Source organism: Oribacterium sinus (assembly GCF_014202695.1).
Classification (GTDB): Bacteria; Bacillota; Clostridia; order Lachnospirales; family Lachnospiraceae; genus Oribacterium; species Oribacterium sinus.
Map to the genome: position 1 here is coordinate 181,243 of NZ_JACHHH010000003.1, position 15,970 is coordinate 197,212.

Consider the following 15,970-nt stretch of genomic DNA (forward strand, 5'->3'; position numbering starts at 1 on the left):
TCTCAACGGAAGGAACTCCGAGGTGTGGCTCAGTTTGGTAGAGCACCTGGTTTGGGACCAGGGGGTCGCAAGTTCGAATCTTGTCACCTCGATTTTTTATTGGAAATTTTTAAGCACGTTTTTAAACCTTAAACCCTTGCGGATTGGCTTAGAAACGTGCTTTTTTATGTTTTTCTTTTATGACTTACTTCGACCACTTTTTAAAATGTATATTTTCCCGCAAAAAAAGAAAACTTTTATCGCAAATGTTTCATGTAGAGCATCTTACTTATGTACCGCCCTCCTTTCACCTCCTCTAACACAAAAGGGGCGATACATACTCCACCCCTTAATCCCCTTCACCCTCCTTATCCCTATTATGCTTATTTAATAAGCTACTTACTTATCTGATTAGCCTTTGTGGCAAAAAGACCACTTACAATTCCAATAGCCATAGAATTTAAAATGTCCTTAGTTGGGAAATCAGGCACAGTATACATACCTATAACTCCAAGGATTCCCCCAGTAACTCCACAGATCAAAGGAATGTATTTATTATCCAAATCTTTAAATTCCTTGCATCCTAAATAGATAAGGTAGGTAATGACTGTGATGACTTCTACTCTTCCAATTTCATAAAACATTGCTTATTCTCCCTTCTTTTGTGTAAAACAGTTCATTATGATACGTAAATCACATTGCTTAGAAATATACATAGCTACACTTTGTGTAATGCTGGTTTTAGTCTCTACTTCATATTCTCTCCTCCTTTCCAGTTTCTTTCGCCATACTACCGGTTATTATTTTTTGATGCCCTAGCAATAAAAAAGAAAAGGAAAAATTTTTTCTCCTCAATTTATCCATTTCACTAATTTTCAATATTACGAAAGAGGCTTATAAAGCCTCTTTTTTCTTTTTGTTTCTTCTTTATTTTCATTTGCACATTTCAATGTAGTATTTGCACAAAAAGCTATTTTACAGTATATTTCAACAAATAAAATCAAAAAAAAGGATATAATATAGCAAAATATTTCAAATCAAAAAGCTGCTCAGGAGTGTGCGGATTATGAATACGTCAAAATTAAAGCTTTCTTATAAAGACATTTCATTGGAATTTAATCAAGAAACCCTACGATACTCTATCGACACTGGAAAGACCAAATGGGAAACTAGGGCAGATTTTTCTCCTTATATTGTTTTGCAGGAAAAAAAGGATAATTTATCTAACGGTGAAAGGCAAGATAGCAAGATAGACAAGGCAGAAAAAGAGAAAGAGGAAAACGAAACAATAAAAGCCCTACTCTACTTTAAAGATGCCAAAAGCAAAAGCCATGAGCTGATTCGTACCGGCGTAGGTGAAGGAATTCGCAGCATTTACAAAGATTTCATTCTCCCCTCGTCCTATAGTAATAAGAAGGAAGAGCTTCTCTCCTTCTCCTTTGAAACCTATGTCTGGATTGAGTACAGCACAAAGCAGGTATATTTTGAATGGATTCCCTTAACAGAAGCTCCTATAGATTGTATTGATAAAATCCTCTTTCCGGGCCCTTTTGCTTTTCAGAAAGAAAGTTCTTCCTGGTACAGCATTATCCCTAAGGAGCAGGGCATCCTGATTCCCAATACCTGGGATGTAAGCTTTCATCAGGACGGCTTTAAGGGACGCTTCGGTACAGCCAGCGCCTACCTCCCCATTTTCGGACAGATTAAGGATGGTGAGGGCTATCTTGCGGAGAGCCTTACCCCTTGGAACATGGGCTATGAGGCGGTGCATGAAGCAGGAAGCATGGAAACCAGCATAGAGTTTCGTATTGAACCAAGTCTTGGGCAAATGGAATATCGCCGGATTATGCGCTATCTCTTTCTATCGGATTGTGACTACAACAGTCTTTTAAAGACGTATCGGAAGCTGGCAAGGGAGGAAGGCAAACTAAAGACGCTAAAGGAAAAGGAAGTGGCCAACCCTTCCGTAAGAAAGCTTTTGGGCGCTTCCTTTGTGCACAAGGGGATAAAAACCTGCGTCCAGCCGGATTCGGAGTTCTTCGATAAGGATGCCCCGGATAAAAATAACCACCTCACTACTTTCCGAAAGAGGGCAGAGGAAATGAGAGCTTTAAAGGCGGATGGTATAGAGAAGCTCTACTTCCATTTGGATGGCTGGGGAGATGCGGGCTATGATAATAAGCACCCGGATGTGGGGCCTGCCTGCATAGAAGCCGGTGGTTGGGAAGGTATGCGGGAATTGTCCGATACCATGAAAGAACTGGGCTTCCTCTTCGGGATCCATGACCAGTACAGAGATTTCTATAAAAAAGCGGAAAGCTATCATGATGATCTGGCTTGCAAAAGTCCCGATGGCAGCATTTTCACCCACGCCCGCTGGGCAGGAGGTCCTCAAGCCTACCTCTGTACCAGTCAGGCTCCCTATTATGTTCGAAGAAACTTTGAAAGACTCTTGGATGAGGGAATAAATTTAGACGGCGCTTATCTGGATGTCTTTACCTGTAACGAGGGAGATGAATGTATAAATCCCAGACATAAAATGCGCCGGAAGGATTCCTATGAATACCGATGCCAGTGCTTCCGTTATCTTCTGAGCAAAGACATTTTACCAAGCTCCGAAGAGGTAAATGATTGGGCTGTGCCCTGGCTTATCTTCTGCCATTACGCCCCCTATGACTTTATGCTTCGGAAACCGGGAAGCCCCAAGTACGGAATCCCCATCCCCATGTTTAATCTGGTTTACCATGACTGTCTGGTAATTCCCTGGATGATGGAAAAGCTTCCGGAGGAGGACTACATGCTTTATGCCCTGCTAAACGGCGGTGCCCCTTATCTTATTCGAGATCCTGCCTATCTCGGCATTGACGGAGCCTTTACTTTGGAAGAGGAAATGCCTTGGGAAAAACATTTGGAAAGGGTAGGTATTGTGAGTGATTTCCATGAAAATGTGGGAGATGCGGAGCTTGTAAAACATGAAATTCTGGATGATAAGGGATTTCGGCAAAGATCCACATTTGCAAACGGATATGCTGTAGAGGTGGATTTACAGACAGGCAGTTATAGAATTTCTAAAGACTAACCCGGACTATTCCGCTAGGAAAGAAGCTTTGGATGCCTCCATTTCGCTTCAAAAATGTATCTCGTTTCACACAGTACATTCCTTTTTATAAAGTGTATGCCTCTTTATAAACTGGATTTCACTTCAGAAAAAATTGGTTCATCACAAGTGCTTGCAAATCACTTTTGCAAGGCTTGTAAAGAATAAAGTAAGAGCAAAGGAGAAAATTATGAAAAAAAGAACAGAAAAACTCTTGGCACTGGCTACCCTGTGGACCATGGGAGCTGCCCTATTGGCTTCCTGCGGTAATAAGGCGGCAAGCGGAGAAAGTGCTTCCGGAGAAGCAAAGTCCGAAGGAAAAGTAGCCCTTTCCATGGCAATTTGGGATGAAAAGCAAAGGGCCATGACCGAGTCATTAGCAGAAGCTTATACCAAGGCTCATCCTGATGTCAGCATTGAAGTACAGCTTACCCCCTATAAGGGCGGAGAATACTGGACCAAGCTGGAGGCTGCCGCTACAGGCGGAAAGGCTCCTGATGTATTCTGGTTAAATGTACTCCATACCGACAGCTATGTGGATGGGGGAATCCTGGCAGATCTTAGCGATGCTATCGCCAAGTCCGATATTAAGGATAATTTCCCTGAGTCTTTGGTAAACAACTATGTTCGTGACGGAAAGAACTACGCCGTTCCTAAGGATTTTGATACCAATGCCCTTTGGTACAATAAGGAAATCTTTGATGAAGCCGGTGTAAGCTACCCGACAAACGACATGAGCTATGAAGACTTGGTGGCTAAGGCTGAGGAGTTGAAGCAAGCCGGATTGGATGAGAGTGTTTATCCCTTTGCCTGCCCTGTAGACTTCCAAACCTGGTACTATCAGACCGTTTTTGCCAACGGTGGTTGGATTCTCAGTGAAGACAAAAAGACTTCCGGCTATGAGGATCCCAAAACCCAGGGCGGAATTCAGTGCTGGATTGATATGATTGATAAGGAACTATCTCCCAGCTCTGCAGCTCTTTCCGAGACCTCTGCAGATGCTATGTTTGAAGGGGGACAGCTGGCAATGACCTTTGCCGGATCCTATATGGTTCCGGAGTATACTTCCAACGACAATATCAAGGATAAGATTGATTGCGTAGAGCTTCCCAGCTTTAACGGAATCGAAACCAACTGTATCAACGGTTTAGGCTTTGCGGTTTACGAAGGAAGTAAGAATAAGGAAGCTGCTACAGAATTTGCCATCTGGCTCAGCAGTAAGGAAGCTATGGATATTCAGGGAAATACCGGTGTGGTTATTTCCGCAAGAAATGAATCTCAGGAGCTCTTTGCCAAGTCCAGCGACAAGTATGCTTTAGCAGTCTATACCGCCCACACAGACAAGGCCTATCCCCTTCCTGTATGTAAAAATGCGGCACAGCTCTACGATATGGAATCTAAGGCTTTACAAAAGGCCTATAGTGGAGAGGAAAGTCTTGCAGAGGCTTGTAAGGCTTTAAAGACGGAAGCTGATGCATTCCTTGCCAAGAATCAATAAGCTTTACTATCCCGGGAGAAAAAGCTTCCGGGATATTTTCTCTTTAGGGTAAAGGAGTAAATATGAAATCAGCAGAGAAATTACAAGGGAAAAAGGCCGGACTGTCCTGGAAGGTAAAGGACTGGATTGCAGGTTATGTTTTTATTGCCCCGGTCACCATAGGACTTATGGTCTTTTATATTTGGCCCTTCATCCAAAACTTTTGGTTCAGTTTTAACGATGTCAATAAGTTCAATGTGACCCATTTTATCGGCTTGGATAACTATCGCCAGATGCTTTCTGACAAAGAGGTTTTTCAAAGCTTTGGAAACACCCTGAAATATGTTGTGGTGACCGTGCCGGTAGGTCTCTTTCTTTCTCTGGTCATTGCGGCCTTACTGAATGCCAAGATAAAAGGAAAGTCTATTTACCGCACCCTATACTTCCTTCCCTCCGTCACCATGGCGGCGGCTGTTGCCATGGTTTGGAAATGGGTTTTTAACGAGAAAATGGGCATTTTAAATGCTGTAATCACCTCCTTCGGAGGCCCTCGAATCGGCTGGCTAACCAATTCCAAAACCGCTATTTTCGTCATTATGCTGGTAGGACTTTGGATGACTGTAGGTTATAACATGATTATTCTTCTAGCCGGTATGCAGGGAATCTCCAAAACCTATTATGAGGCGGCAGCCATTGACGGAGCAGGTTCCCTGACTCAGTTTTTTAAGATTACCATCCCCTTACTGACCCCCACCATTTTCTTTGTCATGATTACCTCCATTATCAGCGCCTTTCAGGTCTTTGATGTAGTGTATATGATGGTATTGAAATCAAACCCTGCCTATGAATCCACCCAGACTGTGGTGATGCTCTTCTACCGGCAGGCCTTTGATTACGGCTATAAGGGCTATGCGGCGGCCATTTCCATCTTGATTTTTGCTGTAATTATGCTGATTACCTTGATACAGTTCTCTGTACAAAAGAAGTGGGTAAATTATTAGAAAGGAGGAACATGATGAATCAGAAATTTTCTTGGAAAAAGCTCCTTGTTCATTTGGTTTTATTCGCCGGTCTCGGCGTAACCATCTTCCCCTTTCTTTGGATGGTGCTGACCTCCTTTAAGACCAGCGGTGAAGCCATGCAAATACCACCTTCCATTTTCCCAAAGAAATTTATCACTGTGGCTTATACCCAAATTATAAGTTCCCTACCCTTTGCAAGGATTTACTTTAATACGATTTTATCTACAGTGATTACGGTAGTGGCACAGCTACTCTTCTGCGCCATGGCGGGCTATGCCTTTGCCAGAATAAAGTTTCCCTTTAAAAATCTCATCTTTATTCTGCTGCTTTCCGTCCTTATGGTACCGGGACAGATCTTCCTGATTCCTCAGTATCTGATTATTCAGAAAATGGGGCTTTTGGACAGTATCCCCGCCCTCTTTATTCCGAACCTTTTCAGCGCCTTCGGAACCTTCTTGATGCGGCAATTTTTCCTCTCCCTACCGGAGGAACTGGAAGAAGCGGCCATTATTGACGGTTGCAACCGCTATCAGATTTTCGGGAAAATCATGTTACCCTTGGTGAAGCCGGGGCTGGTGACGCTAAGCATTTTCACCTTTAAATTTGCCTGGAATGACTTTATGTGGCCCCTCATTGTAAACACCTCTCCAAAAAACATGATTCTGGGACCTGCCCTCTCCACCCTGCAGGGGCAGTACACCACCCAGTATCCCATGCAGATGGCAGGAGCGGTGATGGCGGTGATTCCCGTCATTTTGATTTTCTTCCTCTTCCAAAAACAGTTTATCGAAGGGGTGGCACAATCAGGAATTAAGGGATAAAAGAGGATGCCTTCCCCTTTCTTTTCTTCTCCGTCATTTTCCTGTATAATCTGAAAATACTATATGAAGTAAGGGGGATTTCGCTATGGAATGGCAAAACTTTACATTAATCGGCTTGGGTTTAATCGGGGGATCCATTGCGAAAGCCATCAAAAAAACCTATCCTAATGCCAAGATTTCTGTACTGGAGAAGGATCAACATTCCGTAGAGATGGCTATTTCGGAAGGAATTATAGAAAGAGGACTGCAAAGTATTGAAGAAATTCCTGCGGATACGGAGCTCCTCTTTTTATGCACTCCGGTGGAATGGAACCGAAAATTCTTACGGGAACTGGCACCCAAGCTTTCTTCTCATGCTTTGCTGACGGATGTGGGTTCCACCAAACGCTCCATTATGGAAGAAGCGGAAGCTTTAGGACTTGCCTCCCGTTTTTGCGGTGGACACCCTATGGCAGGCTCAGAATCTTCCGGATACAAGGCCTCCGACTCTCTTCTTTTGGAAAATGCTTATTATCTCCTGACTCCGGGACAGGGCTTTCCTACAGAAGCTATCGAGAAAATGAAGCACTTCCTCTCTTCTATAGGCAGCATTCCCTTTGTGATGAGTCCGGAGGAGCATGATAAGGCTGTAGCCTGTGTGAGCCACCTCCCCCATCTGATTGCTGCAAGTCTTGTGAAGCTTTTGAAGGAAGAGGATGAGAAGGGGACCATGAAAAAGCTGGCCGCCGGAGGCTTTAAAGACATTAGCCGTATCGCCTCCTCTTCTCCCATTATGTGGCAGCAAATCTGCCTCAGTAATAAGGAACCGATTCTTCAAATGATTGCCCATTACCAAAATTTGCTGGAGGAAATCAAAGCTTCCATAGAAAAAGAAGAGCCCCAGGGCATTGCAGAGCTCTTCCGGGAATCCGGAGAATACCGGAATTCCATGGACAGCTCCGCCCAGGGACTGATTCATAGCGAATATGCAATTTCTCTTCATGTGCAGGATCATCCGGGTGCCATTTCCATTATCTCCACCATTCTGGCTTCCAACATGGTCAGCATCCGTAATCTTGGTATTAATCATAACCGGGAAAAAGGGGAAGGAGCCCTACAAATCTCCTTCTACACCGGAGAGGATTGTGAAATGGCGAAGAAGCTTCTCCATAAGTACGGCTTTGTCTTCTAAACCCCCTCGTCCTCTACAATTTCTGCCTTAAATACCATAATGGTATCTGCATCGGAACAGCAAAACTCTGCTGTTCCTTCTTCTTGTCCGGGAATCTTTCCGCCGTAACGTAATATATCAATATAAGGAAAGGCACAGTGCATGGCCATAGGGCAAATCTCTCCCCGCTCCGTATCAAAATCAAAGGTCTGTCCTATATGGTGTCCTCTATGGCAGCCCATCTTGCCTCTTCTGTCGGTAACCGTTAATTTGATTCTTGGTCTCTTTCCCATAGCGCCCTACTCTTTCTCAACAAAAATGTATATAAAACTGCATCTAAACAGCTTGGTTTATCTTCTTTATATTAAGACAAAGCAAGAAAAAAGGCTAGGAAAAAGCAAAAATTATGTTTATAATTTTATGCAGTGAATTTATCAAATATTCTTATACTATTCCTAAATTCCGGAGAGCCATTAAGGCTAATGATAAAAAATCCGGAAATATTTTCTTCTTACAGCTCCATTTGCGCCCTAAGCTCTTCCTGCAAGGACTTCTTCTGATCCTGCAATAAAAGGTACTGGTTATACTGTGAATAGGTTTCATTTCCCACCTCGGATAAGAAGGCCAAGGCATACTTACTCTTACTAAGCTCCGATAAGAAGAGCAGCAACTCCTGCCCTTCTCCAAAGACTTCTCCTAAGAAGTGAAGAGCGTTGCTGAGCATCTTCCCGGTTTCTTCCACGTCCTTTTTTCTTGCCTCCTCTTTCTCTTGGAACGCAGTCTTCAAAAGCCCAAACTTCTCTTCTTCGGAAGCTTGGCCTTGTTCCTGTAAAAGTTTTAAGTACTCCGACAGGGTGGTAAGCAGATGGGCATAGCGCTTTTCCTGATCTTTGGAAAGCATTTTTGCTTCCTTAGCCCGTTTTCTCTGTTGCTCCAAAGTCCTTTCTTCCTGCCCCAGTACCTGCTCCAAGGGAAGCTCCTGCATTTTCTCCTTCGCCTTCTTTAAGAGACCGAAGATATGCTCCTGTTCTTTTTGTTCCTGCTTGTAACGATAAAATCCATTCTGCAAAGCCTCCACCAAAAGGGATAGCAAGCTGATTTTTTCGTCAAAGGGAGCCTGTACAAAGAGACTGATATCCTTGATTTCTTTTCCTGCCAAAATATCCGGTACATGATAGATTTCTCTGTATTTGCAATACAGGTCATAATAAAGGGCAAAGTCCTTAGCCACCTCTTCATCCGCAAGATATTCCGCCATCAGCTTTTCTTCCAAAGGATAATGAAGCTCCTCGTAGACCTGCATAATTTTGGACAGGTCCTCCCATGCTCTGGCGGTAACAAAGCGTTTTCCGTCTAAATCCTGCTTTACAAAGTAGAAATTTTCCTTTTTGATTTCCAGGTAGGAAAGGATGGCGGAATGAAGCCCTGCATTATAGGCATAGTTTTTAAAGCTGGAAAAATCCTCCTGAATCTCGATTTTTCGCAGTCTGTCCAAGGTTACAATGTCAAAGTCCCGAACGGATTTGTTGTACTCCGTAGGGTTTCCTGCAGTCACCAGCACAAAGCCCTCCGGAACCTGATGCATACCGAAGGTCTTATACTGAAGAAATTGCAGCATGGTAGGCGCCAATGTCTCCGACACCGCATTGATTTCATCCAGAAAGAGGATTCCTTCGGAAATACCGGTCTTTTCAATTTGTTCATAAACGGAGGCCACAATCTCCGACATGGTATATTCCGTAATGGAAACCTCTCTGTCTCCATACATTTTCTTGGAAATATAAGGCAGTCCGATGGCAGACTGTCTGGTATGGTGGGTAATGGTATAGGAAATCAGATTGATTCCCAGCTCCTCTGCCACCTGCTCCACGATAGCGGTTTTTCCGATTCCCGGAGGTCCCATCAAGAACAAAGGTCTTTGCCGTTCCACCGGAATTTTATAGCAACCGGAGGCATCCTTTTGGTGATAGGCCTTCACCGTCCTTTTGATTTCTTCTTTTGCTTCTTCTATATTCATTAAATTCTCCTTATAGTCTCTTCGCTTTTTTACTAATCCTTCTCCCTTTGGTACAGCTTCATCGCCCAGAAGGGAACATTGTCATCATCGATATCCTCTCCCTTGGGAAAGACAAAGGCGGTAACATAGGGCGGTGCCTCCTTGGGATAACGCCCCTTCCCATCGGTAAAATACATTAGCCCCTTCAAATTCTTCAGTTCTCCCCGTTTCTGTAAATCTGAAACATAGCGGAAAACCGGGCGGAAATCCGTTCCGTAGCCTCCCTTTACCGCAAAATTTTTGCTGTATTGTTCTAAATCCTCTACATTTTCCAGACAAATATCTTTCCGTAATTCATCATCACATTCCAAAATGTGCACCTTCACCTTTTGGAAAAAGGCGTCCTTTTGCTTTAAAATGCCGGCGGTTTCCTCCAAAAAGCCCTTAACCATCTCTCCCTTGGTGGAATGAGAGGTATCAATGGCAATGACCAGCTCCTGCAACTTTCTGCCTTCTCTATATTCATTTTCCTCGATTAGAGGCATATTTCCATACTGTTCCAAGCCGTAGTAATAATAACCGTAGTCAAAGGAATCCAAGTCTACTTCCATCTCTTCCCTGTCCACGGACAGCCTCCGGAGAAAATCTCGAAAATCCGTATATTTCTTCTGTTCCAAACGCAAAAACCAGGCCAGACTCCCCTGTTCTTCTTGTTTTTCTTTAGAGGAATGTTCGATTTCCTGCTCCGTTCGTTTGCTAATATCTTCCCATTCCTTAGAGAGATCATCCCTCTTTTTCTTAGCTTCCCGCTCTTCTCTTTTCTCCTGTCCTGTGGGCTTTCGGTTTTCCGCTTTTTTTCTTTCTTCCTGTTTTTTTCCGGAAGAATTCCCACTTTGACTATCCTCTTGCTTGGCTTCTCCTTGGCTGTCTTCTCCCGAGTTTCCCTCTCCCGTGTTTCCTTCGCCTTCGCTTCCCCGGTTTTCGGGTTCTTGATTCCCAGCTTCTTGATTCTTCTCTTCTTTGCCTTCTCCATTAGAGGGCGTTCCACTTTGCGGGGAAGCATCTTCTGATGACTTGCTCTCTCGAGGAGACTTATCCTTATCTTCGGAATTTTCAACCGAAGTATTATCACCACTGTCCTTTTTCTCCCCCTCATTCTCTTCCCTGGAAGGGTTGTCATTGGGCGTAAAATCCTCCGGCAAAGGAAGGGGCGCCCCGTCGCTATCCCCCTCTCCTTCCTGTCCGGGAGCATCCTTTCTGTCTATGACCTTCCAAAATACATGGTCGTCCTTGTAAAACTCCCGTTCTAAGCGTTCCCAGGCATCATAATCCAAATCCGCCTCTTCCAAATACTGATAAATTCGCTCCGCACTTAAGGTTTTGATTTTCTCTTCCAATTTTTGGAAAGTATTCTCCCGATATTCCCCCGCAGGTCTTTTCAGTAAATCCACATCCAAAGAATCCAGCACATATTCCACATGAATATCACAGGCCATGTTCCAAAGTTCTTCCTTCTTATCTTCATTTTTAAATATATGCCGAAAAAGGCAATGGAGCAGGCTATGCATATAAAGACGATTTAACTTCTGGGGGCTTTCCATAAAAAGCTGGAAGATGAACTCGGGATGAAAATGAATCCGCTCCCCCTCTGTTCCCATCCTTTGGGTATTAAAATCCATCTCATAGGGAAGCCTATCCAAAGCTCTGGCCAAGTGCCGCATGGAAAGGCTTAGTTCATAACGAGATTGATTTAAAATCCTGCTGCCAAGGTCATTTAAACTTCCCTGGGCGGTAGGACGTCTTTCTTCCCTTTTTCCCTTCATTTTCCTTCCTTTCCATACACAATTTCACAAGATTACAATATCCACGAGAATTTCTCTCAATCAGCGAGCATTATCCCGCATCATTTCTTCCAAATCATTCTTCCCTAAACTTTTCCTCTTACAAATCCGAAATATCAAAGAACATCTCCTCCTTTTTCTTGGGAAAATGCTTTTCCTGATAAGCTAAAAACAGGGCCGTAAGCTCCGGACGCTCCTGCTTCCACAAGAGAGAAAGAGCCTTCTCACAGGCCTCCTTAGACAAAATTTCCAAAGACAAATAATAACGAATCCACTCCTCTTCTCCTTCTTCCAAAAGAAAGGAAATGGAGAATTCTCCTTCTTCTTTCAAAAAATGAAGATACTCTTCCTTCGCCCAGTCCAGTAACTCCATAGGATATCGGAGTCTGCAAAGGGCAATCAACACCGCCGCCTCTTTGGTATCATAGGTAGCCCTTTGGAAATGCTTATCATAAAGACGAAAATCTATTTGAGAACGACCTACTGTTTGCCTGTAGCTGTAGCCGCAACCCTCTATCGTATCGTGAATCTGCCTGGCCATGGTATTTTCCCGAACCTTATCCACATATCCGGGAAAAAGCAGGGCGCACTCCCCTTTTTCCATCGTCAGATGCAGAAGAATCTGCCTGTCACTGTCCCCTAAGATATCTCTAAGAATCTGAAAACGTCCCTCTCTAAGCAAATGTACATCTATTTCCTGCAGACTTCTGCACTGCCGGAAGCTGCCGTCATAATACTCTTCAATGCTGTCAAAGAGACGAATATGAGAAAGGTGAACACAGTTAAAAAAGGAAAAACTTCTTAGGGTGTGTACCGTCTCCGGAAGCTCCACCGAACATAAATCCTCCCTGCCGTCAAAGGCATGGCTGCCAATCACCCGCACCGGAAGGATGAGTCCCGCTTCGTTTTCCACCATTTTCGGAATCAACAAATGACGGATACGTCCCTCATATCCGGTGATTTCCGCATATTTTCCATTCCTATCTTCTTTCTCTTCAAAGAGAAATCCCATACTTTCCCCTTATTCCCCTATATTTCAACACTCTATTTCAGAAGATTTATCATCTCACCCTAGATTTTACAATCTTCCCCTACATGAAGAAGTCCATAACAAACGAGATATATCACACTGGACGTAGGATACTCGTTAAGAATAAAAAATCCCATTCGCAGAATTCTAACACAGAATTGCGAATGGGAAAATCTCTTGATTCAATTCTTTATTAAATCTTTCCAACTAAGTCAATTCCGGGCTTTAAGGTCTTTTCTCCCGGTGTCCATCTTGCAGGGCAAACTTCATTGCCATGCTCAGCTACAAACTGGCAGGCCTGAACCTTACGAAGAAGCTCATCCGCATTTCTTCCGATATTTCCGGCACTTACTTCATAGGTTACAATCTTTCCTTCCGGATTCACAATGAAACTTCCTCTTTCTGCAAGGTTTCCGTTCTCCGGAAATACTTCAAAGGCCTTGGAAAGGCTATGGCTGGGATCGGAGAGCATCGGAAAGCTTAATTTTCCAATCTTGGAAGATGCATCGTGCCAAGCCTTATGCACGAAATGGGTATCGGTAGATACGGAATAGATTTCACAGCCAATCTTCTGAAACTCCGCATACTTGTTCTGCAAATCTTCCAGCTCTGTAGGACAAACAAAGCTAAAATCCGCGGGATAGAAAAAGAATACAGACCACTTTCCTAAAATGTCCTTCTTCTCCACAGTGCAAAAGCTGTCCTTGTGGTAAGCGTTAACGGAAAAATCCTCCACTTCCTTGTTTAATAATGACATACTACCTCCTTTTTCTATAATCTGTTACCGCTTTGGGGTAACAGAAGTTTTAAAACAATAATTATTATCATTATTCTATAGGAGTATTCTATCATTGTCAATGCAAAAATATAGCCGACTTTTTATTTTTGCTGTTGCTCTTTTATTTTTGCAAAATAGATTCCGTAAGTTCATCCAGCGTCTTTCCGTAGGCCGGTAAAAACTCCTCCATAAAAATACGAAGCTCCGGAAGCTCCTTCGCCAGATTTTCTATGATCTTTTCTGTGGATTGTAAAGCTGTGGAAAATTCCTGATTGCCGGCTCTGATTTCCTCCCTACACTTAATTAAGGCGGAAAGCTTATCCGCCGCCTTTAAGAGCCTATTTTCATAGGCGGCATTCTCCTCCTCAGCCGGAAAGAACAGTTCCCTGTACGCCCCCTGCATATCCTTAGGCAAAGCCAGAAGCAATTGCTCCTCCGCCTCCTTTTCCACTTCTTTATAGGCGGCACGAAGAGTTTCCTTTCCATATTTTACGGGAGTGGGCATATCTCCGGTGAGGATTTCGGAGGCATCATGATACAAGGCTCTCAAGGCTAATTTTTCCGGAGAAAGCTTCTTTCCCAGGCGAAGATTTCCTATGGTCGCCAGGGCATGGCTTAAAATTGCCACCTCCAGGCAATGCTCGGAAAGATTCTCTTCCCTGGCATTTCGCATCAAAGCCCAGCGGTCAATGTATTTCATTCGGGAAAGCAGGGCAAAAAAGGAATAGATCAAGTTGTTCTCCTTTCTTAGTTCCTTCAATTGTTCAAAGGCTTTTCTTCTTTCATAATTCCTTCGATTATTCAGAAGCTTCTCTTCTTTCATTGTTCCTTCAATTATTCAGAAACTTTTCTTCTTTTCTATCCATCTTCATTTTCCGAAAATCAATAAAAGGGCAAAAAGCAGAGTACTAATAAAGCAAAATGCAGAACCAGGAAGAAGGAAAATTGGTTCTTCTCATTTTCCTTCAGAAGGAAGTAAATGGTAGCCGGGGGACAAAGATAAAACAAGCTCCTGTACCCTTCCCCCAGTGCCTTCCCCTTCTCCTCTTTCCAACGCTTGGCAATGCTTCCTTCCAAAAAATACGCCAAGGCCATGGAAGAAAGGCAGTAGACGAAAAGAATGGTTATCTGCCAGGGCAGAAATCCTGTGGAAGAAAAGAGAAGACGAAAGATTACCGCCACAAGGGGCGGACAAATGCTTAACATCAGACATAAAAATTCCTGATCCGGAGCACTGGGCTTTGCCTCCTTTCCCTTTTTGGAAAAGAGAAGAATTTCTCTTTTTTCAGAAGGATTCTTCTCATGCTGCATAGACTCTTCCGCTCCTGTCTTGTTCTGCTGTCCTTCCGGATTTTGGGAAGACTTTGCCTCTTCCGCCCAAAGCTTTAAAAGTTCCTCCGGAATCTTCCTGCCACAACCTTTACAAACCTTATCCCCCTTCTTTAACTCCGTGTAGCAATACCCGCAGACCTTTTTCGGCGTAATACGAATGACGGGAGTCTTACAATAGGGGCATACAGTAGCCGAATCTTCAATTTCCCTTTGACAATGCTTACATATCATGAAACACATCCTCTTCATAGGCATAGGGAAGAATTCTCTTCTTCCACTCCGCTTCTTCCAGTTCCTCAATTCTTCTTTGGAGGGAAAAATAACGTCCCTCCCGTCCTTCTTCCTCCCACCAAACCCGAAAGACTTCCGCATCCGATTCCTGATGCTTTAACAGCATCTCCTGCATCAATATCCTAAGTTCTCTTTGCAACTCTTCTATTTGCAGACTCTCTATCTCTATCTGCGGATCTTCTCTTCGAGAGACCGTACTTCGCAGATTTTCTCTTTGCAATGCTTCTTCTTTCATTCGATTCTCTTTTCGTTTGCTGTGCTTATATTCTTAAAAACACAATACTTTCTTTGCGAGAAAAAAGGAAGACCAACATCCCTGTCTTCCTTTTCCTTGGTAAATTCCTTTAAAAATTCTGAACTTATTACGAATACGAAATATCCTTATCCTGTTCGCTTACTTACAGCTCTTTCGTTTCTTAATATTATCTTCTTCTACCCATCAAGCGAAGGATACGAATAAAGAGGTTAATGATATCCATATACAGCTGTAATGCGGTATAGCAAGCATAGCTTGGAGTGGAAGGATACTGCTGCCCTCTTGCCCAGTCATACCCTACATATAAGGAGAAAATAAAAATACCAATCAGTAAAAGGAAATTTGGTATAAAAAGACCTAAGGCAACGCAAGTAAGTTCAGCGATTACCAAACCAATCAGGGAAATAAAGAGTACTTTCCCCAAGGAAAGGAAAGCATCCGGCATAAAGACTGCCGCCACTGTCATGGTTAATACCACTACAAAGGTTAAAATTGCCGCAATAAAAATCAAGTATACCGGGTATAATAGAAGGGTAAAAGAAAGGGACGCCCCAAAAGCAAGCACTATTATAGTATAGCTAATAAAAGAAAGAATATAGTTTTCTCTTTTTCCAATAACTCCTCCAAATAGACATATAGCAAAGAAGCCTACAGTAAAAGCCACAGGATGTACAGAATAAATCTGAGGCATAATATATGGCAGCTTCATGCATATAAAGGCGGTTAGTGCCAGACCATAGAGCAGATGCACACCAATCAGTACATTGTACTGTCTTCTGGAAAGCTCACGCTGATAAACAGGAAGCTCTTCCTGCTGCTGCCAGTTCTGCATATTGTCATTTTCATAATTGTTCATGTTGTTCATATTCTCCATGAAGTCCTCCTTTCAGAATCTTCTAC

At 43.3% G+C, this 15,970-nt stretch carries 15 protein-coding genes and 1 tRNA gene; 6 read left to right on the forward strand and 10 right to left on the reverse strand.

Features of this window, described 5'->3' with window-relative positions; translation table 11 throughout:
• The first annotated feature begins 18 nt into the window (after positions 1-18).
• Positions 19-92 (forward strand) — tRNA-Pro (locus tag HNQ46_RS04165).
• Between the two features lie 282 nt (positions 93-374).
• Here the strand turns inward: HNQ46_RS04165 and HNQ46_RS04170 are convergent.
• The gene (locus HNQ46_RS04170) at positions 375-623 is read right to left on the reverse strand and encodes a phage holin family protein (RefSeq protein ID WP_183683287.1); all 249 of its coding nucleotides are present in this window, start codon (positions 621-623) and stop codon (positions 375-377) included.
• 422 nt (positions 624-1,045) lie between these two features.
• On the opposite strand from HNQ46_RS04170, the gene HNQ46_RS04175 reads away from it, so the two are divergent.
• The 5 genes from HNQ46_RS04175 (at position 1,046) to HNQ46_RS04195 (ending at position 7,567) form a co-directional block, all read left to right on the forward strand.
• The gene (locus HNQ46_RS04175) at positions 1,046-3,058 is read left to right on the forward strand and encodes a DUF5696 domain-containing protein (RefSeq protein ID WP_183683290.1); all 2,013 of its coding nucleotides are present in this window, start codon (positions 1,046-1,048) and stop codon (positions 3,056-3,058) included.
• A gap of 208 nt (positions 3,059-3,266) precedes the next feature.
• Complete coding sequence (locus tag HNQ46_RS04180) at positions 3,267-4,574, forward strand: ABC transporter substrate-binding protein (RefSeq protein WP_183683291.1); 1,308 nt, start codon at positions 3,267-3,269, stop codon at positions 4,572-4,574.
• Positions 4,575-4,636: 62 nt separating this feature from the next.
• Positions 4,637-5,554 carry a carbohydrate ABC transporter permease gene (locus HNQ46_RS04185; protein WP_183683293.1) on the forward strand — a complete coding sequence of 306 codons (918 nt, stop codon included), beginning with the start codon at positions 4,637-4,639 and terminating at the stop codon, positions 5,552-5,554.
• Between the two features lie 14 nt (positions 5,555-5,568).
• Positions 5,569-6,396 (forward strand): carbohydrate ABC transporter permease, encoded by an 828-nt coding sequence (locus HNQ46_RS04190; protein ID WP_183683381.1) that lies wholly within the window; start codon positions 5,569-5,571, stop codon positions 6,394-6,396.
• Between the two features lie 85 nt (positions 6,397-6,481).
• Positions 6,482-7,567 carry a prephenate dehydrogenase gene (locus HNQ46_RS04195; protein WP_183683295.1) on the forward strand — a complete coding sequence of 362 codons (1,086 nt, stop codon included), beginning with the start codon at positions 6,482-6,484 and terminating at the stop codon, positions 7,565-7,567.
• Here HNQ46_RS04195 and HNQ46_RS04200 read toward each other — a convergent pair.
• The 9 genes from HNQ46_RS04200 to HNQ46_RS04240 all read right to left on the reverse strand — a co-directional run bounded on the left by HNQ46_RS04200 (position 7,564) and on the right by HNQ46_RS04240 (position 15,944).
• Positions 7,564-7,839 carry a TIGR04076 family protein gene (locus HNQ46_RS04200; protein WP_183683297.1) on the reverse strand — a complete coding sequence of 92 codons (276 nt, stop codon included), beginning with the start codon at positions 7,837-7,839 and terminating at the stop codon, positions 7,564-7,566. The two genes, HNQ46_RS04195 and HNQ46_RS04200, sit on opposite strands and share 4 nt — an antisense overlap.
• A 218-nt stretch (positions 7,840-8,057) precedes the next feature.
• Positions 8,058-9,563, reverse strand: a complete 1,506-nt coding sequence (locus HNQ46_RS04205; RefSeq protein ID WP_183683299.1) for an ATP-binding protein — start codon at positions 9,561-9,563, stop codon at positions 8,058-8,060.
• Positions 9,564-9,595: 32 nt separating this feature from the next.
• Entirely contained in the window at positions 9,596-11,365 is a 1,770-nt protein-coding gene (locus HNQ46_RS04210; protein ID WP_183683301.1) for a vWA domain-containing protein, read from the reverse strand.
• 118 nt (positions 11,366-11,483) lie between these two features.
• Positions 11,484-12,395, reverse strand: a complete 912-nt coding sequence (locus tag HNQ46_RS04215; RefSeq protein WP_183683303.1) for a leucine-rich repeat protein — start codon at positions 12,393-12,395, stop codon at positions 11,484-11,486.
• Between the two features lie 211 nt (positions 12,396-12,606).
• Positions 12,607-13,170 (reverse strand): alkyl hydroperoxide reductase subunit C, encoded by a 564-nt coding sequence (gene ahpC / locus HNQ46_RS04220; protein ID WP_183683305.1) that lies wholly within the window; start codon positions 13,168-13,170, stop codon positions 12,607-12,609.
• Between the two features lie 142 nt (positions 13,171-13,312).
• Entirely contained in the window at positions 13,313-13,924 is a 612-nt protein-coding gene (gene yfbR, locus HNQ46_RS04225) for a 5'-deoxynucleotidase (protein ID WP_183683383.1), read from the reverse strand.
• Between the two features lie 149 nt (positions 13,925-14,073).
• Complete coding sequence (locus HNQ46_RS04230) at positions 14,074-14,754, reverse strand: zinc ribbon domain-containing protein (protein ID WP_183683307.1); 681 nt, start codon at positions 14,752-14,754, stop codon at positions 14,074-14,076.
• On the reverse strand, positions 14,744-15,049 hold the full coding sequence (locus HNQ46_RS12030) for a hypothetical protein (RefSeq protein WP_243155843.1): 306 nt from the start codon (positions 15,047-15,049) through the stop codon (positions 14,744-14,746). The genes HNQ46_RS04230 and HNQ46_RS12030 overlap by 11 nt, the downstream gene beginning before the upstream one ends.
• 187 nt (positions 15,050-15,236) lie before the next feature.
• On the reverse strand, positions 15,237-15,944 hold the full coding sequence (locus HNQ46_RS04240) for a Bax inhibitor-1 family protein (RefSeq protein WP_183683309.1): 708 nt from the start codon (positions 15,942-15,944) through the stop codon (positions 15,237-15,239).
• Between the last annotated feature and the right edge of the window lie 26 nt (positions 15,945-15,970).

Bases quoted from the DNA above. Each gene is read 5' to 3' on its own strand.
- HNQ46_RS04190 (WP_183683381.1), top strand. From the start codon at position 5,569: ATGAATCAGAAATTTTCTTGGAAAAAGCTCCTTGTTCATTTGGTTTTA.
- HNQ46_RS04170 (WP_183683287.1), bottom strand. From the start codon at position 623: ATGTTTTATGAAATTGGAAGAGTAGAAGTCATCACAGTCATTACCTAC.
- HNQ46_RS04210 (WP_183683301.1), bottom strand. From the start codon at position 11,365: ATGAAGGGAAAAAGGGAAGAAAGACGTCCTACCGCCCAGGGAAGTTTA.
- HNQ46_RS12030 (WP_243155843.1), bottom strand. From the start codon at position 15,049: ATGAAAGAAGAAGCATTGCAAAGAGAAAATCTGCGAAGTACGGTCTCT.
- HNQ46_RS04200 (WP_183683297.1), bottom strand. From the start codon at position 7,839: ATGGGAAAGAGACCAAGAATCAAATTAACGGTTACCGACAGAAGAGGC.
- HNQ46_RS04195 (WP_183683295.1), top strand. From the start codon at position 6,482: ATGGAATGGCAAAACTTTACATTAATCGGCTTGGGTTTAATCGGGGGA.
- HNQ46_RS04240 (WP_183683309.1), bottom strand. From the start codon at position 15,944: ATGGAGAATATGAACAACATGAACAATTATGAAAATGACAATATGCAG.
- HNQ46_RS04215 (WP_183683303.1), bottom strand. From the start codon at position 12,395: ATGGGATTTCTCTTTGAAGAGAAAGAAGATAGGAATGGAAAATATGCG.
- HNQ46_RS04185 (WP_183683293.1), top strand. From the start codon at position 4,637: ATGAAATCAGCAGAGAAATTACAAGGGAAAAAGGCCGGACTGTCCTGG.
- HNQ46_RS04230 (WP_183683307.1), bottom strand. From the start codon at position 14,754: ATGATATGTAAGCATTGTCAAAGGGAAATTGAAGATTCGGCTACTGTA.
- HNQ46_RS04180 (WP_183683291.1), top strand. From the start codon at position 3,267: ATGAAAAAAAGAACAGAAAAACTCTTGGCACTGGCTACCCTGTGGACC.
- HNQ46_RS04205 (WP_183683299.1), bottom strand. From the start codon at position 9,563: ATGAATATAGAAGAAGCAAAAGAAGAAATCAAAAGGACGGTGAAGGCC.
- ahpC (WP_183683305.1), bottom strand. From the start codon at position 13,170: ATGTCATTATTAAACAAGGAAGTGGAGGATTTTTCCGTTAACGCTTAC.
- HNQ46_RS04175 (WP_183683290.1), top strand. From the start codon at position 1,046: ATGAATACGTCAAAATTAAAGCTTTCTTATAAAGACATTTCATTGGAA.